The organism is Kitasatospora sp. NPDC127035 (assembly GCF_042726075.1).
Classification (GTDB): Bacteria; Actinomycetota; Actinomycetes; order Streptomycetales; family Streptomycetaceae; genus Kitasatospora.
Map to the genome: position 1 here is coordinate 1 of NZ_JBHXDN010000079.1, position 26,239 is coordinate 26,239.

General features: G+C 72.8%; 21 protein-coding genes and 1 pseudogene. 7 read left to right on the forward strand and 15 right to left on the reverse strand.

Annotated elements, in window-relative coordinates; all coding sequences use genetic code 11:
• Both ACFWIC_RS35015 and ACFWIC_RS35020 read right to left on the reverse strand, forming a co-directional pair.
• Positions 1-597 (reverse strand): annotated as a pseudogene (locus ACFWIC_RS35015) (electron transfer flavoprotein subunit alpha/FixB family protein); the annotation flags it as partial.
• A gap of 65 nt (positions 598-662) precedes the next feature.
• Complete coding sequence (locus ACFWIC_RS35020) at positions 663-1,448, reverse strand: electron transfer flavoprotein subunit beta/FixA family protein (protein ID WP_380364369.1); 786 nt, start codon at positions 1,446-1,448, stop codon at positions 663-665.
• A gap of 439 nt (positions 1,449-1,887) precedes the next feature.
• On the opposite strand from ACFWIC_RS35020, the gene ACFWIC_RS35025 reads away from it, so the two are divergent.
• Both ACFWIC_RS35025 and ACFWIC_RS35030 read left to right on the forward strand, forming a co-directional pair.
• On the forward strand, positions 1,888-3,345 hold the full coding sequence (locus tag ACFWIC_RS35025) for a hypothetical protein (protein WP_380520975.1): 1,458 nt from the start codon (positions 1,888-1,890) through the stop codon (positions 3,343-3,345).
• 2 nt (positions 3,346-3,347) lie between these two features.
• Entirely contained in the window at positions 3,348-3,980 is a 633-nt protein-coding gene (locus ACFWIC_RS35030; RefSeq protein ID WP_355405124.1) for a hypothetical protein, read from the forward strand.
• A gap of 29 nt (positions 3,981-4,009) precedes the next feature.
• Here the strand turns inward: ACFWIC_RS35030 and ACFWIC_RS35035 are convergent, their stop codons facing one another.
• Complete coding sequence (locus ACFWIC_RS35035) at positions 4,010-6,175, reverse strand: ATP-binding protein (RefSeq protein ID WP_380520976.1); 2,166 nt, start codon at positions 6,173-6,175, stop codon at positions 4,010-4,012.
• Positions 6,176-6,469: 294 nt separating this feature from the next.
• Here ACFWIC_RS35035 and ACFWIC_RS35040 point away from each other — a divergent pair, with 294 nt between their 5' ends.
• Positions 6,470-9,631, forward strand: coding sequence for a tetratricopeptide repeat protein (locus ACFWIC_RS35040; RefSeq protein WP_380362531.1), 3,162 nt, complete (start codon positions 6,470-6,472; stop codon positions 9,629-9,631).
• Between the two features lie 401 nt (positions 9,632-10,032).
• Here ACFWIC_RS35040 and ACFWIC_RS35045 read toward each other — a convergent pair whose 3' ends face one another.
• The 3 genes from ACFWIC_RS35045 to ACFWIC_RS35055 all read right to left on the reverse strand — a co-directional run bounded on the left by ACFWIC_RS35045 (position 10,033) and on the right by ACFWIC_RS35055 (position 13,509).
• Complete coding sequence (locus tag ACFWIC_RS35045) at positions 10,033-10,830, reverse strand: family 1 encapsulin nanocompartment shell protein (RefSeq protein WP_329947801.1); 798 nt, start codon at positions 10,828-10,830, stop codon at positions 10,033-10,035.
• Positions 10,827-11,939 carry a Dyp-type peroxidase gene (locus tag ACFWIC_RS35050; RefSeq protein WP_329947802.1) on the reverse strand — a complete coding sequence of 371 codons (1,113 nt, stop codon included), beginning with the start codon at positions 11,937-11,939 and terminating at the stop codon, positions 10,827-10,829. Before ACFWIC_RS35050 ends, ACFWIC_RS35045 begins: the two co-directional genes overlap by 4 nt.
• A gap of 211 nt (positions 11,940-12,150) precedes the next feature.
• Positions 12,151-13,509, reverse strand: a complete 1,359-nt coding sequence (locus ACFWIC_RS35055; RefSeq protein WP_380362527.1) for an MFS transporter — start codon at positions 13,507-13,509, stop codon at positions 12,151-12,153.
• Between the two features lie 255 nt (positions 13,510-13,764).
• On the opposite strand from ACFWIC_RS35055, the gene ACFWIC_RS35060 reads away from it, so the two are divergent.
• On the forward strand, positions 13,765-14,169 hold the full coding sequence (locus ACFWIC_RS35060; RefSeq protein WP_329947804.1) for a helix-turn-helix domain-containing protein: 405 nt from the start codon (positions 13,765-13,767) through the stop codon (positions 14,167-14,169).
• Between the two features lie 109 nt (positions 14,170-14,278).
• Here ACFWIC_RS35060 and ACFWIC_RS35065 read toward each other — a convergent pair whose 3' ends face one another.
• From ACFWIC_RS35065 to ACFWIC_RS35080, 4 genes are all read right to left on the reverse strand, one after another.
• Entirely contained in the window at positions 14,279-14,932 is a 654-nt protein-coding gene (locus ACFWIC_RS35065) for an FMN reductase (RefSeq protein WP_380520979.1), read from the reverse strand.
• Complete coding sequence (locus tag ACFWIC_RS35070; protein ID WP_329879654.1) at positions 14,929-16,056, reverse strand: LLM class flavin-dependent oxidoreductase; 1,128 nt, start codon at positions 16,054-16,056, stop codon at positions 14,929-14,931. The genes ACFWIC_RS35065 and ACFWIC_RS35070 overlap by 4 nt, the downstream gene beginning before the upstream one ends.
• A gap of 185 nt (positions 16,057-16,241) precedes the next feature.
• On the reverse strand, positions 16,242-17,450 hold the full coding sequence (locus tag ACFWIC_RS35075; protein ID WP_380520980.1) for an MFS transporter: 1,209 nt from the start codon (positions 17,448-17,450) through the stop codon (positions 16,242-16,244).
• A gap of 107 nt (positions 17,451-17,557) precedes the next feature.
• On the reverse strand, positions 17,558-18,154 hold the full coding sequence (locus ACFWIC_RS35080) for a helix-turn-helix domain-containing protein (protein ID WP_329947807.1): 597 nt from the start codon (positions 18,152-18,154) through the stop codon (positions 17,558-17,560).
• A 140-nt stretch (positions 18,155-18,294) separates the two neighbouring features.
• Between ACFWIC_RS35080 and ACFWIC_RS35085 the strand changes: the two genes are divergently transcribed.
• Entirely contained in the window at positions 18,295-19,056 is a 762-nt protein-coding gene (locus ACFWIC_RS35085) for a PP2C family protein-serine/threonine phosphatase (protein ID WP_380520982.1), read from the forward strand.
• Positions 19,057-19,252: 196 nt separating this feature from the next.
• Here ACFWIC_RS35085 and ACFWIC_RS35090 read toward each other — a convergent pair whose 3' ends face one another.
• The 4 genes from ACFWIC_RS35090 to ACFWIC_RS35105 form a co-directional block, all read right to left on the reverse strand.
• Entirely contained in the window at positions 19,253-21,838 is a 2,586-nt protein-coding gene (locus tag ACFWIC_RS35090) for a collagenase (protein ID WP_380520984.1), read from the reverse strand.
• Positions 21,839-22,202: 364 nt separating this feature from the next.
• A complete protein-coding gene (locus ACFWIC_RS35095; protein ID WP_380520986.1) occupies positions 22,203-22,718 on the reverse strand; it encodes an RNHCP domain-containing protein in 516 nt (171 codons plus the stop codon).
• 343 nt (positions 22,719-23,061) lie between these two features.
• The gene (locus tag ACFWIC_RS35100; protein ID WP_329947810.1) at positions 23,062-23,634 is read right to left on the reverse strand and encodes a DoxX family protein; all 573 of its coding nucleotides are present in this window, start codon (positions 23,632-23,634) and stop codon (positions 23,062-23,064) included.
• 136 nt (positions 23,635-23,770) lie between these two features.
• Positions 23,771-23,908 (reverse strand): hypothetical protein, encoded by a 138-nt coding sequence (locus ACFWIC_RS35105; RefSeq protein WP_329947811.1) that lies wholly within the window; start codon positions 23,906-23,908, stop codon positions 23,771-23,773.
• 47 nt (positions 23,909-23,955) lie between these two features.
• Between ACFWIC_RS35105 and ACFWIC_RS35110 the strand changes: the two genes are divergently transcribed.
• Both ACFWIC_RS35110 and ACFWIC_RS35115 read left to right on the forward strand, forming a co-directional pair.
• Entirely contained in the window at positions 23,956-24,552 is a 597-nt protein-coding gene (locus ACFWIC_RS35110) for a TIGR03086 family metal-binding protein (RefSeq protein WP_329947812.1), read from the forward strand.
• Between the two features lie 186 nt (positions 24,553-24,738).
• Positions 24,739-25,380, forward strand: a complete 642-nt coding sequence (locus ACFWIC_RS35115) for a hemerythrin domain-containing protein (RefSeq protein WP_380520988.1) — start codon at positions 24,739-24,741, stop codon at positions 25,378-25,380.
• Here ACFWIC_RS35115 and ACFWIC_RS35120 read toward each other — a convergent pair.
• Entirely contained in the window at positions 25,364-26,089 is a 726-nt protein-coding gene (locus tag ACFWIC_RS35120) for a VOC family protein (RefSeq protein ID WP_329947814.1), read from the reverse strand. The two genes, ACFWIC_RS35115 and ACFWIC_RS35120, sit on opposite strands and share 17 nt — an antisense overlap.
• Positions 26,090-26,239: the final 150 nt, after the last annotated feature.

Here is a 26,239-nt window from a genome sequence, read left to right on the forward strand (position 1 = left end):
CTCGGTCAGCTCGGGGCGGCCGGTGGAGACGCGCGGGGTGCGCGAGACGACCTTGGCGGCGTTGCCGGTGAACGCGACGGTGACGTCCTCGACGGCGCCTTCGGCCGCGGCGGCCTCCGGCGCGACGGCGTTCGGCTTGACCGCGATCACCGGCACCCCGGTCGAGACGCGCGAGTCGACGGTGAACGAGGCGGCGAACACCGACTGGGTCACGATCGGGCCGTCCTCGCCCGCGCGGAGGTCCACCGCGTCGGTGATGATGCCGGAGCCGAGGCGCAGGGCGACGCGGGCGGCGACCTCCTTGCCCTCGCCGGAGGAGGTGACCAGCACCGCGGCGGCCTCGCTCGCCTTCGCGATCTGGGTCAGCGCGTCCACCTTCGGGACGACCAGCTGGTCGGTGAACTCGGCGCCGTCGGCCACGTAGACCTTCGCCGCGCCGTACTCGGCCGCCTTCCCGGCGATCGCGGCGGCGGCCGGACCGGCCCCGAGGACGACGGCCGACGGCTCGCCGATCCGGCGGGCCAGGGTCAGCAGTTCGAGGGCCGGCTTGCGGACCACACCGTCGGCGTGGTCCACCAGGACGAGAATCTCAGCCATTGCTCAATGTCTCCGTACGTGGAAGTGGTGGGGTGAGGTGGGACGGGAGTGGGGCCTGGCGCCGATCAGATGAACTTCTGGTCGGCGAGGAAGCCCGCGAGCGCCTTGCCGCCCTCGCCCTCGTCCTTGACGACCGTGCCCGCGGTACGCGCCGGACGCGCCGCCACCGACTCCACCGCCGTCCACGAACCCGCCAGACCGACCTCGTCCGCCCCGATCCCCAGATCGTCCAGGTCCAGCGACTGCACCGGCTTCTTCTTCGCCGCCATGATCCCCTTGAACGAGGGGTAGCGCGCCTCACCCGACTGGTCCGTCACCGACACCACCGCCGGCAGCGAAGCCTCCACCAGCTCCGTCGCCGCGTCACCGTCCCGACGGCCCTTCACCACACCACCCTCGACCGACACCTCCGACAGCAGCGTCACCTGCGGCACACCCAGACGCTCAGCCAACAGCGCCGGCAGCACACCCATCGACCCGTCCGTCGACGCCATACCACCGATCACCAGGTCGAACCCGGTCTTCTCCAACGCCTTCGCCAGCACCGCCGACGTCCCGATCACGTCCGAACCGTGGATGCCGTCGTCGTTCACGTGCACGGCCTTGTCCGCACCCATCGACAACGCCTTGCGCAGCGCGTCCTTCGCATCGTCCGGACCCACCGTCAACACCGTCACCTCGGCGTCACCGCTCGCCTCCGCGATCCGCAACGCCTGCTCCACGCCGTACTCGTCCAGCTCCGACAGAAGGCCGTCCACGCCCTCCCGGTCGGTGGTGTGATCGTCCGAGAAACGACGGTCACCCGTCGCGTCCGGCACGTGCTTCACACAGACAACGATCCTCAAGCTCATGAGCGGTTCTCCTGGTACGGGTGCACTTGGTACGGGTGCACTGGTCCACGGCCTCAGGTCATGCCGAGGGTACTGAGTGCCAAGTCCGGCGCACCGCGCCCTGCGTGCGGCGCGCGCCACCTGGACCGGCATGCCCTGTCGGCTCTCTTCGACTGGCGTCAGAGGCTCTCCCGAGAGAATACGGCACTCAGTACCCCTCGTAAAGGAACTCAGTACCCTTCGGCCCTCCGGCGGGTCCGGCAGAGGGGCCGCGAACGGCGCCCGCGAGCCGGCGAGCCGCGGGAACGGGCCGGGCGGTGGACCGGGGAAAGGCTGCGCGCAAGGTTTGCGCAAGCACCTGCCAGGACCCGTCATGGAATCCGCCAGACCGCCCGGGCAGACCCTCGTCGGGGCCGCCGAGACCCGGGGCCCCGGACCGGGATCAAGGAGGGGGACCGACATGACCTTGGTGCACGGGGAAGTCCGCCACGGGGAACGGCGGAACGGACAGCAGGGCGGGGAGCGGCCGGGCAACCGGCGGTCGTGGGCCACGCTGACCGACTGCAAGGAGGTGCTGGTGGTCGTGCACTCCATGGTGTACGGCCAGCGGCTGCACGACATCTACCCGCTGCTCGGCGCGGACCTGCGGGTCCACGTCCAGTTCACGGTGGCGCCGCACGCCTTCAACGGGGGTGCGGCGGCACACGTCCGGCGGCTCGGTGGCACGGTGCTGCCGTGGGCGGAGGCCGTCCGGCGGGAGTTCGACCTGGTGCTGGCGGCCGGCTCGCAGGGGCTGGAGCAGTTGCGCGGCCCGCTCGTCCGGCTGCCGCACGGGGCCGGGCACATCAAGCTGTCACCCGGGCAGGCAGGGGTGGCAGGGGTGGCAGGCGCGACCGGCCCGGCGGAGGCGACGGGCGCGGGCTCGGCCGGCGAGCGCGCGGTAGGAGGAGACCCGACGGGCGGGGGCTCGGCGGGGGCGGAACCGGTGGGCGCCGAGTCCGGGCGGTCCGCTCGAACGGTCGCCGGGCTCGGGCCCGAGTACGTCACCTGGAACGGGCAGCTGGTGCCCACCGCGTACGCGCTCGCCCACCAGGACGACCTCACCGAACTCGGCCGCGGCTGCCCGGAGGCGCTGCCGATCGCCGAGGTGGTCGGCGACGGCTGCTACGACCGGATCGCCGCCGCGCTCCCCGCCCGCGAACGGTACCGGGCGGCGCTCGGGCTGCGGCCCGACGAGCGGCTGGTGGTGGTCTGCTCCACCTGGGGCAGCGGCTCGCTGTTCACCAGGCTGGACGCGGTCCTGCCTCGGCTGGCCGCCGAACTGCCCCGGCACGGCTACCGGACCGCGCTGCTGGTCCACCCCAACGTCGCCGCCCAACACAGCCCCTGGGCCGTGCGCTCCTGGGCGACGGCGACCTCGCGCGGGGCGGTCACCGTGCTCTCGCCCGAGGAGGACTGGCGGCCGCTGCTCGTCTCGGCCGACTTCATCATCGGCGACCACGGCTCCGTCACCCTGTACGGCACGATGACCCGGGCGCCGATCCTGCTCGCCGAGTACCCGCACCGGGACGTCAATCCGCGGTCGCCCGGCGCGCTGCTCGCCCGCACGGCGCCGTCACTCACCCCCGCCCACCCGCTGACCGCCCAGCTCGCGTACGCGGCGGAGCAGTACCGGCCCGAGGAGTACGCCGCCATCGCCGCGCGGATCAGCTCCGAGCCGGGCCGGTTCGACCGGCGGATGCGGCGGCTGCTCTACCGCGTCCTCGGTCTGGGCGAACCCGCCCACGCGCCGGAACCACCGGCGCTGCCCCTTCCCCTGCCCCTGTCGCTCGTGTCGTCCTCGGGGGGCGCGGGGTTCGCCGGGCCCGGCGAACCCGGCGGATCTGCCGGACACGGCGGACACGGCGGGTGGGGGTGACCGTGGCCGCACTGCACACGGTGCGGCTCGCCCCGGCCGACGGCCTCGCGCCGTCGGCCGGGGCGCCCGCCTCGCTCTTCGAGGCCCGCGTCCACTCCCCCGCCGGCTTCTGCCACGGTCTGCTCACCAGCTGCCTGCGGAACGATCCGGACGGCGACCCGCTCGCCCGCACCTTCGTCGACGAGCACCTGGCGCTCGACCTCACCGACCCCGACGCCGGCCGGTGGCGCCACCATGCCGACGTCCTCCACCTCCGCGCGCCCGATCCCCGACAGGCACTCGCCCGGCTCGCCGCCGTCCTGCGGGCGCACCCCGGTTGCGCGGTCGCCTCGGCCGAGTGCGGCGGCGGCTCGTTCCTCGTCCTCGCCCGGACGGGAGGGCGGCTGGCCCTCCGGCTCCGGCCCGGCACCGGCGGTCCGCCGTCCTCCTGGCCGCGGTCGGCCGTCGGTTCGCTCGCCCACGCCTGGTTGGCCGCCGGGCGGGCACTGGCCGAGATCACCACGTTGGCCGCCTCGGCGTCCTCCCCGCACGGGTCGCTCGGCGGCAGGTTCGGCCGCGGACGGCGACCCGGCACACCCTCCCCGCCGACCGCCCCGCCGACCGGGCGCCCACCCGGACGGCCCGACGGCCGGTGAGCCGAACCGACCTGCGCCCGGCGGCACCACTACTCCGGGCCCGCCTCCCCGTCGTCCGGCGGGGAGGCGGCGGCCCCCAGGGCGTCGAGGCCGGCGGCCAGGCGGGCGGCGTCGGGGGCGGCCAGCGCCCGGTAGTGGGACAGCGACTCCCGGTACCGGGCCGCCGCCTCGGTGAGGCGCCCGCGGTCACGGGCCAGGTCGCCGGTGAGTTCGAGGACACGGGCCTCCCAGTGCCGGGCCTGACCGGTACGGAACTCGGCCAGCGCCTCCGCGTAGCAGCGCTCCGCCTCCCCGTCCGCACCGAGCGCCGCGTGCGCCTGACCGAGGAAGGCGAGCGCCCGGGCGGCCTCGTACGCGGCGGGCACGGCGGCCAGCTCACGGTGGGCGCCGGTGATCACCGGGACGGCCTCGGCGGCCCGCCCGGCGGCGAGCAGGACGTCACCCAGCGCCAGACGGGCGAGGGCGGTGCCACGGGCGTAGCCCCGGGCCTCACGCAGGGTGACCGCCCCGCGGAGGCACTCGGCCGCCTCGGTGAGCCGGCCCGCCGTCCGGTGGGTCTGGCTCAGGCCGTAGAGCGCGTCGGCCTCGACGAGCGGGTCGCCGACCGTCCGGGCCAGCGCGAACGCCTCCTCGAACCAGGCGGCCGCCTCCTCCCCCTCCCCGGCGTTGCGCAGGCCGGTGCCGCCGGAGGTGAGCATCCGCAGCTCCCCCGCCCGGTCGCCGGCCGCGCGGGCGGCGGCCCGGCCGATCCGGTGCGCCTCGATCCAGAGCCGGGCCGGACGCCGCCGGAGGAACAACGGCCACATGGCGTCGACGAGTTGCCAGGCGACGGCGGTCCGGTCGGTGGCGGCGGCCCAGCGCAGTGCGTCCGCAAGCCGGTCGGCCTCGGCGTCCAGCCAGCCGAGGGCCTCCGCCTCTTCGGTGAACTCTCTTGCGCGGGGCACCGGTTGCCGCGTGTAGTCACGGCCCAGGGTGCGGTGGCTCGGGCTGAGCAGCGCCTCGGCGGCGGTCGCGGAGGCCAGGTACCAGTCGAGGACACGGTCGACGGCGGCCCGGCCCTCCGGCGCGTCACGGACCTCGACGGCGAGCGCCCGGGCGTGCAACTTCACCAGATCGTGAAAACGGAATCCGCCCTCCATCTCCTCCAGGAGGTGGACGTCGATCAGGCCGTCGAGCAGCCGGTCCGCCACGCCGGGTGCCAAGTCGCCCACGGCGCAGGCGACATCGAGCGTGAAGACGGGGAAGGGCAACAGACCGAGAAGCCGGTAGAAGCGCGCCGCGTCCGCGTCCAGCACCTCGAAGGACGCGTCCAGCACATGGTGCACGGCCTCTCCCTCCACGTCGAACGCGGCGAGCCGGTCGGATTCGTGGCCGAGCGCCTCGGCGGTGGCGGCGAGCGACTGGACCGGGCGGGCCGCGATCCGGGCGGCGGCCAGACAGACCGCGAGCGGCAGGCCCGCGCAGCGCTCCACCACCTCGGCGGCGGCGGCGCGTTCGCGGGCCACCCGGTCCTCGCCGACCCGCTGGGTGAGCAGCTGCGCCGCCGCGTCGTCCGAGAGCAGGTCGACCTTGCGGAACACGGCCCCGTCTATGCCGAGGCCGGTGAGGCGGCGCCGGCTGGTGACCACGACGACGGCGTGCTCCGAACCGGGCAGCAGCGGGCGGACCTGCGCCGCCGTGGAGGCGTTGTCGAGCAGCACGGCGATCCGGCGCTCGGCGGCCAGCGAGCGCCACAGCGCGGCCCCCTCCGCCAGGCTGCCGGGCACCGGCGTGATCCCGAAGGCCCGCAGGAAGGCGCCCAGCGCCTCGGCCGGGTCGGCCGGCCCGCCCGGGGCATGACCGCGCAGGTCGGCGTAGAGCTGGCCGTCGGGGAACCTGCCGGACAGGCCGCGCAGCCACTGGGTGGCGAGCACCGTCTTGCCCACCCCGGCCGGACCGGTCACCACCACCGTGACGTCGGCGGCGTCGGTCGCGTCGCCCAACGACCGGTCCAGCGCCGCGAGATCGTCCTCACGTCCGACCAAGCGTCTCGGCACCGGGGGGAGTTGGCGTGGCACGGGAAGCGCCGGGGCCGGGGCGGGCCCGCCGTGGATGTGCACGCTCCGGATCGACCCGGCCTGGACCACCGAACCGCCCACCCGGGTGCCGGAGACCGAGTAACTCCCGCCCGTCGACTGCTGATCCGCCTCACTCACCGGCCGCTCCCGCCGGCCGGCCGTGCACCCGGCTGCGCATCCGGCTCCGTGAACGTCACAGGCTCCACTGGTCCCCCTACCCGCAGAACGACGTATCCGAGTGGCAGGACCCCGACGGTGATCAGAGGTGATCAAATACCGTGCAGCCGATACCACATGACGCATGGTCATATGGAGAATATGCCAATAACCTCGATCCCTGAAGAAGGCAGACGGTATAGCAACGGCGCCCGAAAGCGTGGGATGCTCACCTCCGACACGGCAAGCTGGTAGCCAACCGGCGGGGGGCGTCGAATGGAGTTCCATCTTCTGGGCTCGGTTGAACTTTCGGTGAACGGCGAGTTGTTGGCGATTCGCTCGGACAAGCGTCGCCGCCTGCTCGCCGCCCTGGCCCTGGAGGTGGGGCGACCGCTCTCGCACGAGTGGCTGGCCAACAGGATCTGGGACGAGGAACCGCCGCCCAGCGCGCTGGCCAGCATCTACAGTCACGTCTCCCGCATTCGGAGCGAGTTGCGAAAGGCCGCCGACGCGGAAGGCCTCAGCGCGCCCCGGGACGTCCCCACCATCGACACCCGATCGCACACGTATGCGCTTCGCACCGACCCCCAATTGATCGACTGGCATCGCTATGTCGACCTTTCGCGGCGAGCCCGCCAACTCGCCGACAACGGGGACGACGTCCAGGCGCGGACCGTCCTGAGCCGGGCCGAGGAACTGTGGCGCGGCGAACCGCTCGCCGGACTCCCCGGCGGCTGGGCCCAGTCCACCCGCGCCACCATGGCCGACCAGCGCCTCGCCACCACCCTCCTGCGGGTCGAGATCGACCTCCGGCTCGGCCGCCACAGCGAACTCATCCCCGAACTCACCGCGCTCCGCGAGGAGCGCCCCACCGACGAACGCGTCGCCGCCCACCTGCTGGTCGCCCTCCACGGCGCCGGCCGCCAGGCCGAGGCGCTCGCCGTCTACCCCGCCGTCGTCCGCCGCCTCCGCGCCGACCTCGGCACCGCCCCCGGCGCCGCCCTCACCCGCCTCCACGAGCGGATGCTGCGGGGCGCCCCGCTCTCGGGACCGGACGGGCGGGCGGAGCCGCCGCCCGAGGACCGGACGGATGGACGCACCGACCGGCGGACGACGGCTCGGCCGCACCCTGCGCGCACGGCGCCCGCCCAGCGGCCAGTCCCGGTCGGCCCACCGGCTCGACACATGATCGGCCGCCACGACGATCTCCGACGACTGCTCGGCGAGCCCGAGGACGGGAACGAGCAGGGCGGCGTGGTGACCGTGTCCGCGATCCTCGGCATGGCCGGCGTCGGCAAGACCACGCTCGCCCTGCATGCGGCACACCTGATGCGGTCGCGCTTCCCCGGTGGCTACGTTCACCTCAACCTAGGTGCCCACGCGGGCAACCAGCACCCGCTCACCACCGAGGCCACAGCCACCGCACTGCTCCGGCGACTCGGTGTTCCGGCCGCGACCATCCCGCTCGACACCGAGGAGCTCTTCGGGCTCTGCGCCGAGGTCCTGGCCTCGCGCCGGGCCGTCGTGGTGCTCGACGACGCCTCCAGCGCAGCCCAGATCCGTCCCCTGCTACCGACCGCCCCTGCCTCCCTGGTCTTCGTCACCAGCCGCCACCGGCTCGCCGAGCTACCCGGCTCCAGACCGATCTTCCTGGACATCCTGCCCGTCGATGACGCGGTCGCCCTGTTCACCTCGGTGGTCGGTCGCGAACGGGCGGGCGACCGCAGCCGGATCGTCGAAATCGTCGACCGCTGCGGCCTTCTGCCGCTGGCCATCGAACTAGCCGCGAGCCGGTTCAAGGCGCGCCCCTCGTGGACCCTGGATCATCTGGCCCAGCGGCTGTCCCGCAAGACCGGCCGGCTCGCGGAGATCCGGCACGGCTCCGAGAGCATCGCCCGCGCCTTCGAGGTCTCCTACCGCTCCCTGCCCCGCGAGCAGCGGGAGGCGTTCCGGCTACTGGGCCTCTACCCGGGGCCGGACATCGGCCTGCACGCGGCGGCGGCGCTGCTGGGGCGGTCGGTCGACGAGACGGACCAGATTCTGGAGGCCCTGCACCACTGCCACCTACTTGGCGAGGACGTGCCGGAGCGCTTCCAACTCCATGACCTCCTCCGCGAGTACGCGATTCTGCTGGCTCGCGAGGAGGGGGGCCCGGAAGAGGTCGATGGAGCCATCCGCCGGCTGCTCGGTTTCATGCTCGGGGCGGCCGACCAAGCCGACCGGCTGTTGTATCCGCGGCGGTCACGTCTCGCATTGCCACCGCTCCGTCAATTACCCGGACTGGAAACACTCCTGTACGACATTGACCTCAACTCAACCGAATCCGCGCGGGACTGGCTTGACACCGAGCAAGCGGGACTGATCGCGCTCGCAGCCCATGCACAGAACACCGAGCACCCCGAGGCCGCCGCCTGGCTGGCTCACGTACTGGCCGGCCACCTTGACGCCCAGGCCTACTGGAGTGAGGCCCACGACCTGCATCAAGCCTCGGTCACGTACTGGCGTTCGGCAGCGAACGACCGCTGCGAGGCACGGGCGCTGATCAACCTCGGCGCGACCCTCGCGAACGCCTCGCGCTACCCGGCGGCGTTCGAGGCCCTGGAGCGCGGGCTCGCCCTGGCTCGGGCCGAGGAGGACACAGATGCCATCGCAGAGGCACTGAGCCTGCTCGGCGAGCTGCTCTGGCACCAGAGCTCCCTGCCCCAGGCTCTTGCCATGCAAGAGGAGGCGCTGCGAATCCGAAGAGAGAGCGGCGACCGCTGGAACACCGCCCGGTGCCTCGCCAGCGTCGGAATCGTGCAGAGCTCACTAGGAAATCAGGAAATGGCCCTCACGGCCTATCGGAGCGCCCTTCCGCTGGCTCGGCAATTCAATGACAGAACTTTCGAACTGATAATTCTCAACAATATCGGCGACCTTCACCTGAGCGCCGGCGACCTTCCGGCGGCCCGCATCGCATTCGAACGCATACTCGAACGCGGGGTGGACTTCATGTCCCATTTCGACCTGGCAGTCGTGAAGATCAACCTGGCATCCTCGCTCAGGATCCCGGAGGAACTCGATCGAGCCCTGACTCTCTACCGGTCAGCCCTGTCCGTGTTCCGCTCAGTCGGCGGCATCCGACACGAGGCGGACACGCTCAACAGCCTCGGTGACACACTTCGATCGGCCGACCGTCCGGCGGAAGCTCACGATCAGTACACCATCGCCCTCGCGCTGGCCCGATCCATCGGAACGACCCGCGAAGAAGTGGCCGCCCTACGGGGGCTCGGCTGCTCCGAGGTCATGCTCGGACAGAGCGTCGCCGCGATCGGCCACCTCACTGCGGCGATCTCGATCGCCCGGCAGATCGGCGCCGCCGACCAGGCCGACCTGGCCGAAGAGGCGCTTACCAAGATCCATCCACGAAGCGCAGATGGAGTGCCGCGTTCCGATTGACTGCTCGTCGACTCTATGCACTTCTGATCGAATTTGATCGTAGAGATACTAAGCAGTCGCTACATGGATCCAACGATTGCACGGTACCGAACACATGCCAATGTGTCAGACACCGCTTTGTGTTGCCCCTGACGACTCTGCTACACATGGCTCGGAGCGCAGCAGATCTTCGCGCCCCGAACCATCGCTACACGCAGAGAGACACAGGAAATGAGCGACCTTCACGCCCCGATAGTCGAATGCCCTCGGATCCGAGCCACCGAGCCGGCCAATAATTCCGCGGAACCGGCGGCACCGGGGTTCTTCTGGCGGATGCCCATCTGGTACTGAGGCGCCGCGCCATCTCCGAGGGCGTGATCGGGGCTCCGATCACGCCCTCGGAGATGACCCCGCCCGACTTCTCAGCCGCCCAGGGCTACGGCGGCCTCCGCGGTGAGGAGGCGGAAGGTCAGGGACTCCTGGAGGTAGAGGTCCACGGTGTCAGGGGTGTGGGAGAGGTACCCGACGGAGACGTCCTGGCCGAGGACCAGTTCGAAGTCTCCGCCACGGGCGGAGAGCAGGAAGGCGCCCTCGACGGCCGGGGCCCAGATGATCTCGCCGTCGAGCAGGCGGGCGATGTGTGCGGCCACCGGGTAGCCGTGGTCCGAGGTCTCGCTCACGGCGGTGTAGGCCCCGGCGCCGAGGAGCAGGGCGTACGGGCCGCCGACGCCGGCGAGGCGGAGGACGGTGAGGGCCTGGCTGACGGCGGTGGGATAGTCCCGGACGTCGGCCGGGAGCGGCACCGCCGGGTTGGACGCGCCGGCGCGGATGCCCTCGATCCCCGCGGCCCGGTAGCCCTCGAAGACGGTGCGGTCCTCGGCCAGGGCGAGCGCCCGGGCGGCGTCCTTGACGGGCTGCCAGTCGGAGTCGCGGGAGCCGCGCTCGACGTCGTCGACGGCCTCGCGCGAGACGGTGAACGGGACGCGCAGTTCGACGACCGGCCGGGCCTCCCTGGCGTGGGCCACGACACCGTCCGCGGGCGGGTCGATGGAGGTCAGGTGGCCGGTTCCGACGGCGGCGAGCGCGAGGCCCTCGGGGCCGCTCAGGTCGACCACCCGGCGGCCGGCGACGTGCAGCTTGAAGGTCTGCCGGGCCTCCTCCTCGATCTCCTCCCAGGCGGCGGCCGAGACGGGGGCGAGGTCGCGGTGCAGGTTGTTCATCGTGACGGGGTCTCTTTCAGGCTGCCGATGGCGAGCGAGCCATCGAAGGAGGCGAGGGACGGGGCGCGGGGCGGCGCTGCGGGGACGGGCGGGGCGTCGGCGGTGTCCGCGGCGGGTGCGGGCGGCGGGTCGTCGAGGAAGTCCGCGGTCGGCACGTGGAAGAGGGTCCCGGTGACGGCGGTGGAGACGTCCAGCAGCCGGTCGTACGCGCCCGGCGGGCGGCCGACGAACATGTTCCGCAGCATCTCCTCCGTCACCTCCGGGTCGCGCGCGTAGCCGATGAAGTAGGTGCCGAACTCGCCACCGTCCTCGAACGATCCGAAGGCCATGTTGAACCGCATGATCTGCCGTTCCTCGCCGTCCGGGCCGGTGATCGTGGTCAGGGAGACATGCGAGTCGGCGGGTTGGGAGTCGTCGTCGAGTTCGATGTCGGTGAGCTTGGTACGGCCGACCGCCCGCTCCTGTGCCTCGACCGGCAGCCTGTTCCAGGCGTCCAGGTCGTGCAGGTACTTCTGCACGACGACGTAGCTACCGCCCGCGAACTCCGGGTCCTCGGGGCCGACCCGGACGGCGGCGTCCGCGGCCCGGCCCTCGGGGTTCTCGGTGCCGTCGACGAAGCCGAGCAGGTCACGGTCGTCGAAGTAGCGGAAGCCGTGGACGGCGTCCACGACGGTGGCCGCCCCGGCGAGCCGCCGGGTGAGCTGGCCGGCCAGTTCGAAGCAGAGGTCCATGCGGGCGGCCCGCAGGTGGAACAGCAGGTCGCCCGGGGTGGCCGGGGCGCGGTGACGGGCTCCGGCCACCTCCCGGAAGGGGTGCAGCGCCGCCGGACGGGGGCCGGCGAAGAGGCGGTCCCAGGCGTCGGAACCGATGCCGGTGACGCAGGTCAGGCCCGCGTCGGGGGCGCGGAAGCCGACGGAGCGGCGCAGTCCGGCGAGGTCGGGGAGCAGCGCGCGGACGGTCTGCTCGCCACCGGGGTCGACGGTGAGCACCAGGAAGATCGCGGCGCTGGTGAGCGGGGCGAGGACGGGTTGCGCGTCGGGCGGGTCGGCGGGCGGCGCCGGGTCGGCGGCCGGGAGTCGGGCGGCGGACGGGGGCGGCACGGAGGGCATGGCGGACTCCGGTCTCCGGGGTCTGATCGTCCGTACGATTACACCCCAGAGCGGACATTACGGCGCGGTCGCCGCCCCGAACGCGCGAAGGCCCGTACCGGACGGAGGATCCGTCCGGTACGGGCCGGCAGGTGACACGGTCCCCGGGGCAGGTCCTGGGGCGGGGCCGGCGCGGGGCCGGGCGCGACGGTGCGGCGCAGTGGCGCGGGGGTCAGCCGCGGGTGCGGCGGCGCAGGCCGGTCGCGGTGACCAGGGCGCCGAGCACGACCGCCGCCACCGGCACCACCAGCGCGGCACGGAAGCCGTCCAGCCCGGCCTGCGCGGTGCCGTCCGTGCCGGTCGCCGCCAGGTTGACGGTGGTCACCACCGAGAGGCCGAGTGCCGCGCCGAACTGGAAGGAGGTGTTGAGCAGCCCGCCGGCCAGCCCCTGCTCCTCCTCGGCCACGCCGTCGGTGGCGGCGATGGTCAGCGGCCCGTAGGCGAGCGCGAACGCCAGTCCGGTGAGGATCATGGTCGGGAACATCATCGGGTACGTCCAGTCCAGCCCGACCGGCAGGAACAGTGCGTACGAGACGGCCGCCAGGCAGAAGCCGCCGAGGATCACCCGGGCGTTGCCGAACCGCTCGACCAGCCGGGGCGTGAGCGTCGGGGCCAGTACCGCGTCCACGCCGACGGCGAGCAGCGCGAGCCCGGTCTGGAGGGAGCTCCAGCCGCGCAGGTCCTGGAGGTACAGGGTGACGACGAACTGGAAGCCGAAGAACGAGCCGGCGAAGAGCAGCGCGCCCAGGTTGGCCCGCAGGAGCGGCCCGGAGCGCAGCAGGCCGAGACGGACCAGCGGTGCGGCGGAGCGCCGTTCGATCGCCGCGAAGGCGGCCAGCAGGGCCAGTCCGCCGGCCAGCGAGGCCACCGTCCAGAGTGCCTCGGCGCCGGGCTCGCCGAGCCTGACCACCGCGTAGACCAGCAGCAGCATCGCGCCGGTGGCGGTCGCGGCGCCGGCCAGGTCGAAGCGTTCGCCGGCGCGACGGGTGGGCGCCTCGTCGCGCGGGATCAGCGGCAGCGCGGCGATCAGCAGGGCGCCGGCCAGCAGGACGGGAGCGAAGAAGACCCAGCGCCAGCTGACGGCGGTGAGCAGCCCGCCGGCCACCAGACCGAGCGAGAAGCCGGCCGCCGCCGTGCCCGCGTAGACGAGCAGGGCGCGGTTGCGGCGGGGCCCCTCGGCGAAGGCGGTGGTGATGACGGCCAGTCCTGCGGGGGTCATGAAGGCCGCGGAGAGGCCGGTGACGAAGCGGGCCAGGATGAGCATCCAGCCCTCGGTGGCGAGACCGCCGAGGCCGGAGAAGAGGACGAAGACGGTGAGCCAGAGCAGGAACATCCGGCGCCGGCCCAGCAGGTCGGCGGTCCGGCCGCCGAGCAGCATGAACCCGCCGTAACCGAGCACGTAGGCGCTCAGCACCCAGCTGAGTGAACCGGTGCTCATCCCCAGGTCGGCGCGGATCGACGGGAGCGCCACGTTGAGCATCGCGACGTCGATGCCCTCCAGGAAGATCGCGCCGCAGAGCACGAGGAGCACGGCTGCCTCCCGCCCGCCGAAGCGGGACGGGGGCCCGGAGGCGGCGTCGACCCGGCCGCCGGACGGGCCCGGGCTTCCGACAGGGCCCGGGCTTCCGGTTTCGGGCACGGCTGATGACACGGACACGGAGGTCTCCTGGGAGTGCGCGGGGAGGCGAGGGCGACAGAACGAGCCGGTTCCTCTTCGGCCGGTCGGTTCCCTCTTGTAACCACTGGCCATCCTGAGGCAGCATCAGGAGCTGTGGAAGAAGGCACTTTGAAGTTACCGACGCACTGCGCGGGTACCGAGGACGGCTACGACGTGCTCCAGTGGGACACCCGGGAGGACTGCGAGGTCCGGCAGATTCTCGACCGGATCGCCGACAAGTGGTCGCTGCTGGTCATCGCCCTGCTCGACCGCCGCTCGCTGCGCTTCACCGAGCTGCGGCGCGAGATCGACGGGGTCAGCCAGCGGATGCTCACCGTCACGCTGCGGCAGTTGGAGCGTGACGGCCTGGTCGAACGGACGGTCCACCCGGTGGTGCCGCCCCGGGTGGACTACGCGCTGACGCCGCTGGGGCGGACGCTGCACGCCACCATCCAGTCGCTGGTGACGTGGACGGAGTCGCATCAGCGGGAGATCGCGACGGCCCGCGCCTCGTACGACGCGCGCGCGGTCTGAGCACCCGCCGCACAGCACGGCGAAGGGGCGGGCCCGGGTCGGGTCCGCCCCTTCTTGCCGCGGGTTCGCCGCGCGGCGCCGGCGCCCTGCCGCTCCCGCCGCCTCGCCGTCAGACCCGCAGGGCGGCGAGCTGCTCGGCGAACGGGACCACGGCCTGGGCGGCCGGGGCTTGCGCGCCCGGGGCGGTCTGCTCCGGCCGGGCCGAGGGGACGCGGCCGGCCAGCAGCGCGGCGAGCTCGCCGGCCGCCCGGTCGATCCGCCCGGGGAGGCCGTCGGTGAGCCGGTCCCCCGCGGCGCCCCAGTCGTCGGTGGCCGCGTACACCGCGGTCGGGACGACGACCGCCCGCAGGTAGCTGAAGAGCGGCCGGACGGCGTGCTCCAGCGCCAGCGAGTGCCGGGGCGTGCCTCCGGTGGCCGCGATCAGCACCGGCTTGCCGGTGAGCGCGTCCGGGTCGATCACGTCGAAGAACGACTTGAACAGCCCGCTGTACGAGGCCGCGAAGATCGGCGTCACCGTGATCAGGCCGTCGGCGCGGGTGACCTCCTCGATCGCCTCGCGCAGTGCGGCGCCGGGGAAGCCCGTGACGAAGTTGTTCGCGATGTCGGTGGCGAGGTCGCGCAGTTCGACCACCGTCACCTCCACCGGCCGCCCGGCGGAGCCGAGCCGGCGGCTCGTCGACTCGGCCAGCCGGTCGGCGAGCAGCCGCGTCGAGGACGGCTTGCTCAGGCCGGCGCTGATCACCACCAGTCGGTACGCGGTCACTTGGTCACCTCCGTGGTCTCCTGCTGCTCCTGCTGCTGCTCGCCCTGCCGGGCGAGCTCGGCCGCGACCCGGGCCTCGTGGGTCGGCCCGTCCGGGACCTCGGCCGGGCGGCCCTTCGCGAACTCGGCGCGCAGGACCGGCACGACCTCCTCGCCGAGCAGGTCCAGCTGCTCCAGCACCGTCTTCAGCGGCAGGCCCGCGTGGTCCATCAGGAACAGCTGGCGCTGGTAGTCGCCGAAGGACTCGCGGAAGGTCAGCGTCTTCTCGATGACCTCCTGCGGGCTGCCCACGGTGAGCGGGGTCTGGTCGGTGAACTCCTCCAGCGAGGGGCCGTGCCCGTACACCGGCGCGTTGTCGAAGTACGGGCGGAACTCGCGCACCGCGTCCTGCGAGTTCTTCCGCATGAACACCTGGCCGCCGAGCCCGACGTACGCCTGTTCGGCGGTGCCGTGCCCGTAGTGGGCGTAGCGCTCCCGGTAGAGGTTGACCAGCTTCTGGAAGTGCTCCTTGGGCCAGAAGATGTTGTTCGCGAAGAAGCCGTCACCGTAGTAGGCGGCCTGCTCGGCGATCTCCGGGCTGCGGATCGAGCCGTGCCAGACGAACGGCGCGACGCCGTCCAGCGGGCGCGGGGTGGAGGTGAAGGACTGCAGCGGGGTGCGGAAGCGGCCCTGCCAGTCCACCACGTCCTCGCGCCACAGCTGGTGCAGCAGCGCGTAGTTCTCGATCGCGAGCGGGATACCCTGGCGGATGTCCTTGCCGAACCACGGGTAGACCGGGCCGGTGTTGCCGCGACCCATCATGAGGTCCACCCGGCCGTCCGCGAGGTGCTGGAGCATCGCGAAGTCCTCGGCGATCTTCACCGGGTCGTTGGTGGTGATCAGGGTGGTCGAGGTGGAGAGGATGATGCGGTCGGTCTGCGCGGCTATGTACCCGAGCATGGTCGTCGGCGAGGACGGCACGAACGGCGTGTTGTGGTGCTCGCCGGTCGCGAAGACGTCCAGCCCGACCTCCTCGGCCTTGCGTGCGATGGCGACCATCGCCTTGATCCGCTCGTGTTCGCTCGGGGTGCGGCCCGTGGTCGGGTCGGGGGTGACGTCGCCGACGGTGAAGATTCCGAACTGCATGCTGCTCACCACACTCCTGGTGAATCCCGGTCGGGATCCGATCGTCAAAGTTTCAACCACCTTAGCATCGACCGTCCCGCCGATATTCCCCCGAGCGCCCCTCTCCTCGCCCCCGGCTGCCCACCGACCCCCTCCCCTGGCTGTCGAGGGCTGCCGGGGGCGGGAGCGGGGGCCGGGCGGGGAGGTCAGTCGGTGTAGGCGGGCTCGGGGGTGCGGTCGGCGGGGGTGCGGTCGGCGGGGGCGGGGGTGGGGTGGGCGCGGCGGGTACCGAGCGCCTCGGGGAGGAGGGTGACCAGGCCCGCGACGGCGAGGCCGGCGCCCAGCCAGAGGGGCGCGCGCAGGCCCCACGCGTCGATCGCGAGGCCGCCGAACGAGGTGCTGATGATGATCCCCAGGGTGATGAAGGAGGAGTGGACGGTGTTCACCAGCGGGCGGGCGTTGCCGGTGCGCTGGACCCGGGACACCATCGCGGGGTTCATCGTGACGCCGACCAGACCGATGCCCAGCAGGAACGCGACGGCCGGCACCGGCAGGTCCGCGAAGAGCGCGAAGCCCGCCAGGAAGACGGCGTTCAGCGCCAGGCCCAGGGTGAGCACGGGCACCGCGAAGCGGTCGGCGAAGCGCCCGACCACGGTGTTGCCGACGACGGTGGCCGCGCCGTACGCGACCAGCAGCAGCGGGACGGAACCGGCCGAGAAGCCGGTGACCTCGGTGAGGATCGGGTTGGCGTAGCTGAACGCGGCGAAGGTCGCGCCGATGATCAGGGTGCTGGTGGAGAACGTCAGCCAGAGCCTGGGGTTGCGGAAGACGCCCAGTTCGGAGCGGACGGAACCGCCGCCCTCGGCATGGTCGACGTCGGGCACGCCGGCGAGGGTGCAGAGCGCGGCGACCACGGTGAGCACGGCGACCGTCCAGAAGGCGGCCCGCCAGCCCAGGTGCTCCCCGATCACGGTGGCCAGCGGCAGTCCCAGCAGGGTGCCGAGCATCAGGCCGTTCATCGCGACGGCGATGGCCCGCCCACGGATCTCCGGGCGGGCGAGCTGCGCGCAGAGCGAGATCGAGACGCCGAAGAACGCCTGAGCCGCGACGCCGGTGACCACCCGGGCCACCAGCATCACCGGGTAGCCGGAGGCGGTCGCGGCGATCAGGTTCCCTGCCAGGAATATCGCGAAGAGAAGGATCAGGGCGTTCTTCTGGCGCATCCTCAGGACCGCGACGGTGAGGAACGGGCCGCCGAACGACATCGCGACCGCGAAGGCCGTGATCAGGTAGCCGACCTGCGGGACGGTGACGTCGAGGCCCTCCGCCAGTTGCGGCATGAGCCCGGCGACCGCGAACTCGCTGGTCACCATCGCGAAGATGCCGAGGGCGAGGACGTACACGGCACGTGGCACGGTGTTGCTCCCAGGTGGTTTTGGATTGACCGGTTCAAAATTAGGGCAGGCGAAGGCACGGGAAGGCGGAAGGGAAGGCGGAAGGGAGGTCCGGTCGGGCGGTGACCTCAGGGGGCCAGGGCGTCGAGCGCGGTCGCGGCGACGGCTTCGAGGGCGGCCCGGTCGGCCCCGCCCTGGGCGGCGACCCGCATGCCGCCGATCACCGCGTTCAGGAACCGGGCCAGGTCGCCCGGATCCCGGCGGGAGGCGATCTCGCCCGACCGCTGCCCCGCCGCCAGCACCCCCCGGAGCGCGACCAGCCGGATCTCCTGGTCCCGGCCCACCATCGCGGCCGCCTCGGGGTCGCGCCCGGCCAGTTCGACGATGGTGTTCACCGTCAGGCAGCCGATGCTGCGCCCCTCCGGGCGCAGGGCGAACTCGGCGTCGACGATCCGCTCGAACAGGGCCCGGATCCGCGCCGCCGGGGGCAGCTCCGGGTCCTCCAGAAGGGCGATCTGCGGGATGGTCATCAGGTCGATGTAGCGGGCCAGCGCCCGCTTGAACAGGTCGTGCTTGCTGCTGAACGTGTTGTAGATGCTGCTCCGCCCGAGACCGGTCGCCGCACAGAGGTCCTGCGTGGAGGTGGCCTCGTAACCGTTCGCCCAGAACGCGCGCATCGCCGCGTCCAGCGCCCGGTCCTCGTCGAAGGTGCGCGGTCTCGCCATGGCAGCACCGTAGCTTTTTGGATCGGTCGGTGCAATACCCGGGAGCGGGCCCCGCCCGGCGCGGACGGCGCGGACGGCGCGCGCGACAATGGGAGGAGTCGGGCGCGGCCGGCCCGGAGCTCCGGAAGGACGGCGAACCGATGACGGCCTACATCGAGGTGAGCGCGCTGAGCCACGAGGGCCTGGTGCGGGAGCAGAACGAGGACAGCCTGACCGTCGGGCCGTGGACGCTCTGTGCGACGGTGACCACCAATCCGCAGACCATGCTCTTCCCCGTCGGCCCGCCGTGCGTGGTGGCGGTCGCCGACGGCCTCGGCGGCCACCCCGGCGGCGAGGTGGCCAGCTCCCTGGTCGCGCGGCGGCTGGCGGCGGCCGGCCCGGACCTGGTCAGCGAGGAGACCGTCCGCGAGGCGCTCCAGGACTGCAACCGGGCGGTGTACGCGGCGGCGGCCGACGATCCGGAGCTGGCCGCGATGGGGACGACGGTCGCGGGCCTGGTGCTGCTGCCCGACGAGGCCGTGGTGTTCAACGTCGGCGACAGCCGGGTCTACCGGGTCGAGGGGACGGGGCTGCGCCGGGTCAGCGTGGACGACAGTCCGCCGCTGCAACCCGGTCGGCGCACCACCTCGCTGGTCACCCAGTCGCTCGGTGGCTCGCTCGGCCTCACCTTCGTCGAACCGCACGTGCGCCGCGCCCCGCTGGCGGTCGGCGACCGGTACCTGGTGTGCAGCGACGGGCTGACCGACCCGCTCCCGGAGGACGAGCTCTTCGCCCTGCTCGACCTCCCGCCCGACGATCCCGGACGGGCCGACGGACGGGCCGCGTTCGCACTCTGGAAGGCGGCGATCGAGGCCGGCGGCCCGGACAACATCACGCTGGCGCTGGTACGGATCGGGGCGTGAGCGGGGTGGGACGACCACGGAGGTGCCCCCGGCGGTGCGCGTCGCGCGCCGCCGGGGGCACCCGGTGGACCCGCCGGCCGGAGCCGGTCGGTCGGTGGTTCGACCCCAGTGGTTCGACCTCGGCAGTTCGACGTCAGTGCGTCGGCGTCAGTGCGTCGAGGTCAGCGGTCGGACGTGGGGCGGACGTCGGGCCGGGTCAGTACTCGGCCTTGATGTTCGCGCCGGAGAAGCCCTGCTGGCCGTAGAGGCTGACGAACACGTAGCCGGCCGGCGGGTTGGTGATGGTGAGGGTCTCGGTGTTGTTGGAGGCGTTGACGGACCGGGCGGTGTAGGCGTTGGTGTACGCCCAGCTGCCGGTGTTGAAGTACATGTCGGCGTTTCCGGTACCGCCGGTGCTGGTGAGCTTCAGCTGCTTCACGCCGGCCGGGAGGTACAGGTAGAAGTGGGTGTAGTTGCCGGTGGTCGCCGCGAGGTTGCTGCGCCGGCAGTTCTTGTCGAGCTGCCGGACGTCGGCACCGGAGCACTCGGGCAGGCCCGCGACGGTGACGTTCTGCCGGCTGCTCGCGGTGGCGCCCTTGTTGTCGGTCACCGTGAGCGTGACGGTGTAGGTGCCCGCCTTGGCGTACCACTTGGTCGGGTTGGTGGTGGTCGCCGTGGTGCCGTCGCCGAAGTCCCAGGCGCGGGCGGTGATGCTCCCGTCCGGGTCGGTCGAGCGGTCGGTGAAGGTGACGGCCAGCTCGCCGATCGCGGTGCCGAACGCGGCGGTGGGCGGCTGGTTGCCCGGCGGGTTGGTGGTGCCGCAGGAGCCGGCGGCGCAGGCGGTCAGCCAGCGGTCGAAGTCGGCGTCGAACCGGGTGCCGATGGTGCCGGTCAGGTAGCTACGGGCGCCGGCCCAGTCGCCGGAACGGTACTTGGCGAGCACGGCGTCCATGTCGGAGCGGTGCTGCTCCAGCATGTAGCGGACGGCCAGGTAGCCCCAGCGGTAGACCCGCTCGCTGTCGGAGTTGTTGTAGGTGGTGTCGAAGAGGGTGGAGAGCTTGTACGTGTGGAGGCCGGCGGCGGAGATCGCCGCGTCGTACGAGAGCTTGCGGTAGGAGTAGGAGACGTACTCGGCGAAGCCCTCGACCCACCAGACGGTCGGGGTGGTCATGCCGGCGTTGAAGTCGCCGTACATGTCGAACCGGCCGTCGAGGTAGTGGGTGTACTCGTGGTTGAGGTTCCAGATCTGGAATTCCGGGCGGGCCCAGTCGGCCTCGTAGGCGAGGAAGCGCGGCTGGTTGCCGGCCTCGGCGGGCTTGCCCTCCAGGTACATGCCGCCGTTGTTGGTGTCGATGCCGTAGACGCTGGCAGCGAACACCCCGTAGTCGAACCGGGAGTGGAAGACCACGACCTCGATCGTGGTGTTCCTGTCGTCGGCCACCGGGCCGTTGTCCTTCGCCACCGCGTGGAAGTACGCGTCCTGGGCGGTCAGGCTGGAGCAGGCGGTGCCGAGCTGACCGGAGTCCAGGGCCTGGGCGATGATGCGGATGCTCGGGCTGCAGGTGTAGTTGACCGTCAGGACGGCCGACTTGAGCCGATTCGCCGAGTCACAGGTGCCGTAGTAGGAGCAGTTGCCCGGGTCGAAGGCCTCGGCCATCTCCGCGGCTGCCGCCCACTGGTAGGCGGTGCGGCCGGACGGCGAGGACTGGTCGGCCAGGCCCTTCTCCAGCGGCCGGACCTTGGCCTTGAGCGGCGCGTACTGCAGGAAGCGGCCGAGCTCGCGGGTCGCGTTGTACACCAGGAAGCTGTAGTCGCCGCCGAGTTGCGCGTTGTTGGCGGTGACGAAGGAGTACATCGTGTCGAGCACGCTCGGGTCCGCCTGGACAGCGGCGGCGAAGCCGGCCGTCTGGTGGCCGCGCCAGAGCACGGTGAAGACGCTGTTGAGCGCGTTGCCCATGCCCGCGGGGTTGTGGGTGGTGGCGTCGTAGGCGCCCAACAGGCGCTTGACGACCGGGAGGTAGCGGACGTTCTCCTGCGCGCTGTCGATCAGGGTGATCGCCTCGCCGAGCGTCGCGGCGTTGGCGGCGGTGACGTCACGCGAGTGGGCGCTGCCGAAGAAGGCGTCCAGCGCGGGCCGGATCGCGTTCTGCAGGGCGGTGCCGTAGGTGCCGACGTCGGACGCGTGGTACCACTGCACGAAGTAGCCGGCGCGCAGGTAGAGCACCAGCTGGGCGGTGGAGGTGGAGTTGTCGCCCGGGTAGGCGGCGGCGGTGTCGCGCAGGGCGTTCGCCACGGTGACCATCTGGGACTCGCGGAAGGCCCCGCTCGCGTCCCCTCCCGTGAGGACGAACAGGTCGTTGATGCAGCCGAGTTCGGCGCTCTTGATCGTCTGGACCAGGGCGCTGCCGGTGCGGCCGGTGAAGTCGGACACGTTGCAGGGCTGCTCGGCGGCCGCGGCCGCGCTCTCGCCGAAGCTCTTGGCGAGAGCGCTGTTCTTGGCGGCCTTCGACCCGCTGTCGGCCGCCTTGTCGGGCGCGGTCGTCGAGAACGGGGCGCGCTCGCGCGCGGGCACCGGCCGGTTCTTGCCGTGGTCGTCGGGCGTCTCACCGATGGCCGGCTGGGGGGCCGGGTCGGTGGGGGCGGCCGAGGCTGCGGGCGAGCCGCCGCCGGGCTGCGGCGAGGCCGGGGCGGGGGCGGCCTGGCTGCGCGGCGCGAACAGCCCGACCGACAGGAGCAGTGCCAGGGCCAGCGTCAACAGCCTGGCGAGACGGGGTATTTGGTGCAGAGGGCGTGCGGCTCTCACGTGGGGGCCTCCGGGCCTGGTCGGCCGCGTTGGGGGCGCGGCCGGTGGGGGGGTGAGGACCGTTGCGACGGCGCCGTGGGGCGGCCCCGTCGAGCACCGGTGGGGAGTGTGACATGTACAATGGCACACATCACATGACGAGGGGAAGGCCTCGGAACGGACGAAAAGCGAACGGCCGCGTCCGCGTGGAGTTCCGTGCGCGGAGGCGGCCTTGGCCCGGCCGGGGCGTGGCCCCGCGCGACGGTGGGCCGGGTCGCACCGGGTCGCCGAGGGCACCCTGACCGGGGCCGGGGTAGCTGATTGACGGGGCGCCGGATTGACGGGGCGCCGGTTCCGGCGGGTGACCCGGCGCCCGGCATCCGCCCTAGAGTCCGGCCGGTCCCGCCAGGCGTTCCAGCGGGAACGGCGGGTGGGCCAGCGGCCGGGCGGCCATCCTGAGCAGGAGCAGCGGACTGCCGTCCCCGGCGGTCCGGTTGGCGCTCAACTCGGCGCAGGCCGTGCAGCGGTGGATGATGACCCACTCCCCCGCACCGCGCACCGAGATCGAGATCGGTTCCATCCGGGCCCGGCACTCGGACGCCCGGTCGCCGGGGACGCGGTCGTCGAGGTGCAGGCTGAACAGGCAGTTCGGGCAGTGGTTCCGGTGTGCGGTGCCCGGCGCGCGCAGCGGTACGTCCAGCCGGCAGTTCCGGCAGCGGAACGACTCGGCGGCGCGGCCGGTCGGCTCGCCGGAGCGCCGGCCGGCGCGGCGGTCGGACGGGTCCGGACGGGCGTCGGCACGGGAACGGGCATGGCCGTGGGTTTGGAACTCCGCGTACTCGGCGGAGAGTTCGAGGTGGTCGGTGCGGTGTTCGAGGCGGTCACGGTGTCGTCGGGACACGTCGGGTGGCTCCCTGCGGGATGCGGTCGGAACGGTCGGCCCAGGATGAGGTGAGCGCCGTCCGTCCGCCCCGGAGGCGGAACCGCGGTCGGGTCAGACCGGCCGGGTGGCGGCCGGTCCGGGCGATGCGGGCTCCGTCCGGGACGGACGAAGAGCGCTCGCTGTCGACCTGGGCACGAACCCACCACTTTCATCACGTCACAGGGGACCGTCGCCGGTCGCGACACGCGCGGACACGGCAGGGGCCGCCGGTCGACCGGCGGCCCCTGCTGAAGCCCGGCGGCTCAGGCCCTCGCAACCGGTTTTCCGGTGCACGGCCGCGAACCGCGGTGGTGCGGGTCCGTCACTTGCGCACGAGCAGAACGATGCCGGCCGTCACCAGGCCGACCACGACGGCGGCGGCACCGTACAGCAGTCGGTGCGAGCGCACCACGGGCAGGTAGCGGTCCACGGCGTAGCGGCCCGGGCCGGTCAGTGCGAGCGCGGCAGCGACAGCGATCAGCAGCAGCTCGTACTCGCTGCCGCCCTTCGCCGCGAAGAAGTTGCCGCTCCAGGTGACGGCGAGGGCGTTGAGCATGGTGCCGAGGATCGCTGCGGCGGCCAGCGGGGTCAGCAGGCCGACGACGAGAGCGAGTCCGCCGCCGACCTCGGTGAGGCCGGCCACGACGGCCATGGCCCTGGGCGCGGGGTAGCCGCTCACCTCGAAGAACCGACCGGTGCCGTCGAGACCCCCGCCGCCGAACCAGCCGAACAGCTTCTGGACGCCGTGGGCGGCCATGGTCAGGCCGAGCGCCACGCGCAGCAGCAGCAGGCCGACGTCGTAGGCGTGCGGAGAGGTCGCTCCGAACTCGGGGATCGCCCGGGCAGAAGCGGAGGTGGTGGTGGGGGCGGTCGTGCTCGGGCTGCTGCTCGGCATGCGCGTCTCCATCGATGGGGGGTCGGTCGGTCGGTCGAGGAAGCTGGTTGTTCAAATTCGAACCAGCGCTGTTCGACCGTACCTGGAAGTTTGAATTTGAACAACCGACGGGACGGGGAAATTTGGCGGGGGCGGGTCAAGGAGTGGTGTAGACCGGCGCGCAGTGGCGCGCGACGGGGCGGACCCGGAGCAGCCCGGCGGGGCGGACCCGGCTGCCGACCCGGAGCAGCTCGGCGGGGCGGGGCCCGGCGGGCCCCGCCGAGGGTCCTGCCACCGGACCACCGGCGCGCGTCCCCGGGCGCGACAGGGCAGGGTGGAGGTATGGCTCATCGCAGGGAAGACCGGGCGGCGGCACGGCAGGACACCCCTTACGCCGAGGCGCTGGCCGCGTTCGGCGACCGGCTGCGGCTGGTCACCCCCGACCAGTGGGACGCGCCCACACCGTGCGCCGACTGGTCCGTCCGGGACCTGGTCAACCACCTCACGGCCGAGCAGCTCTGGGTGCCCGAGATGCTGATGGGCTCGACGACCTCGGAGGTCGGCGGCCGCTTCGACGGCGACGTGCTCGGAACCGATCCCGTCGCCACGTGGACGGCCGCCGCCGAAGCCTCCCGGGACGCGTTCGCCCTTCCCGGGGCCACGGAGCTCACCGTCCACCTGTCCTTCGGCGACGTCTCCGGTCAGTACTACCTGGATCAGCTCACCGCCGACGCCGTCGTGCACACCTGGGACCTCGCCGAGGGCATCCGCCACCGCACCCGGCTGCCCGCCGGCCTGGTGGAGTTCGCGCTCGGCGAGTACACCGGCTACGGCGACCTGTCCGGCAGCGGCCTCTTCGACCCCCCGCTCCCGGTCCCGGACGACGCCGACCCGCAGGCCCGCATGCTCGCCCTCACCGGGCGCCGGGACCACCCCTGACCCGAGGGGTCGCCACGGGAACGCCGCCCTGCGCGTCCGCGTCGGGGCCCCCGGCCCGCACCCCTGACCTGCACTTCCGCCGAGGGGCGTCCGGACACCTGCCGCGACGCCGGATACTGGAGATGTCGGACACATCGGACGAGAACGTACTGGACCGGACAAGACCGGACAGGAGGCGGGCGCACCATGAGCCGCAGGCCGGACATCCTGGACGAGTTCACCGCGGAGCACCGAGCGGTGGAGGAACTGCTCGCCCGGATCGAGGCCGCCGGGCCCGGACAGCCGTCCGAACCGTCCCCGACCCCGACGACGACCCCGGCGACGACGGGGACCGCGGGTGCCACGGACGAGACGGGAGCGGCCCGGGCGCCGGCGGAGGCGCCCGAGGCGGCCCCCGGATCGGGGTCCGCCGGATCGGCGGCGCCCCCGGGCCTGCCCGACGAGCCGGTCGGTCTCCTCACCGACCTGCTGTTCAGCCACTGCGCCGCGGAGGAGGAGCACCTGTTCCCGGTGGTCCAGCACGACGTGCCGGACGGTGGCGCACTGGTCTTCCAGTGCATCCACGACCACCTCGCGATCGGCCAGTACCTCGCCGACCTCCAGGCCCTTCCCCCCGGCGATCCGACCTCCGGCACCCTGCTGAACGGACTCACCGAGCTGCTCCGCCGGCACCTCGCGACGGAGGAGAGGCAGCTCTACCCGGCCGCCCGCAAGGCCCTGCCGCCCGGGGCCCGGGCCGCACTCGCCGAACGGCTGCGGGCCACCCGGGAGGAGGTCGCCCGGAACCTCGGCGGGGCCTCGCCCGACGGCGTCAGCGCTTCGGGCTGATCACCGCGAACCGGCCGCCCTCCGGGTCCTGGAGCCGCGCGACCCGCCCGTAGGGCGAGTCGAAGGCCGGACCGATCGCCGTCCCGCCCAGCGCCTCCGCCCCGAGCAGCGCGGCATCGGTGTCCGGCACCGAGAACGACACCTCCCAGTGCGGGCGCATTCCGGTCGGACCGCCCGCCTGTTCACTGGCGAGCGCGGCGACGCTGTGCCCCTCCGCCCGCAGCACCACCCGGTCGTGCTCCCAGCGCACCTCGAACCGCTCCGGGTCCCGGCCGTCCCAGCGGAACACCTCGCCGTAGAAGAGCGCGGCCGCGAACGGGTCGGGCGTGCGCAGCTCGATCCAGACCGGGGCGCCCGGCAGGTCCAGCTGCCGGGCCCGGCCCGGCGGGCCCTCCCAGATCCCGAACAGCGCGCCCGCCGGGTCCGCCGCGAACGCCACCCGGCCGACGTCGAAGGCGAGCGGGCCGACGGCGAGCGTCGCCCCGCGCTCGCGGACCGCGTCGGCCGCGGCATCGGCACTCTCGGTGCCGAAGAAGCTGGTCCACGCGACGGACATGTCCCAGTCGCCGCCCGCCACACCGAGTCCGGCGACCGCCTCCCCGCCGGCCACCGCGTGCACGTACGGGCCGAAACGATCCGGCGCCGGCTCGAACTCCCACCCCAACAGCGGTCCGTAGAACGCCTTGGCCGCGTCGAGATCGCGCGCCACCAGGCTCACCCAGCACGGAACGGCCGCTACACAGCGCACCGCGGCCGTTGCCTCACCGCTGCCCATCGCGTACCTCCTGGTCCCGGCCGCCGGGCCCCTCCCGACTCGCACGGCCGACCGGCCGCCCGGGCGAGTTCAGCCTAGGCCGAC

Coding starts and splice junctions, on each gene's coding strand:
- ACFWIC_RS35045 (WP_329947801.1), bottom strand. CDS start 10,830: ATGAACAACCTGCACCGCGACCTCGCCCCCGTCTCGGCCGCCGCCTGG.
- ACFWIC_RS35070 (WP_329879654.1), bottom strand. CDS start 16,056: ATGCAGTTCGGAATCTTCACCGTCGGCGACGTCACCCCCGACCCGACC.
- ACFWIC_RS35025 (WP_380520975.1), top strand. CDS start 1,888: ATGACCTTGGTGCACGGGGAAGTCCGCCACGGGGAACGGCGGAACGGA.
- ACFWIC_RS35040 (WP_380362531.1), top strand. CDS start 6,470: ATGGAGTTCCATCTTCTGGGCTCGGTTGAACTTTCGGTGAACGGCGAG.
- ACFWIC_RS35080 (WP_329947807.1), bottom strand. CDS start 18,154: ATGGCGAGACCGCGCACCTTCGACGAGGACCGGGCGCTGGACGCGGCG.
- ACFWIC_RS35115 (WP_380520988.1), top strand. CDS start 24,739: ATGAGCCGCAGGCCGGACATCCTGGACGAGTTCACCGCGGAGCACCGA.
- ACFWIC_RS35085 (WP_380520982.1), top strand. CDS start 18,295: ATGACGGCCTACATCGAGGTGAGCGCGCTGAGCCACGAGGGCCTGGTG.
- ACFWIC_RS35110 (WP_329947812.1), top strand. CDS start 23,956: ATGGCTCATCGCAGGGAAGACCGGGCGGCGGCACGGCAGGACACCCCT.
- ACFWIC_RS35050 (WP_329947802.1), bottom strand. CDS start 11,939: ATGCCCTCCGTGCCGCCCCCGTCCGCCGCCCGACTCCCGGCCGCCGAC.
- ACFWIC_RS35100 (WP_329947810.1), bottom strand. CDS start 23,634: ATGCCGAGCAGCAGCCCGAGCACGACCGCCCCCACCACCACCTCCGCT.
- ACFWIC_RS35020 (WP_380364369.1), bottom strand. CDS start 1,448: ATGAGCTTGAGGATCGTTGTCTGTGTGAAGCACGTGCCGGACGCGACG.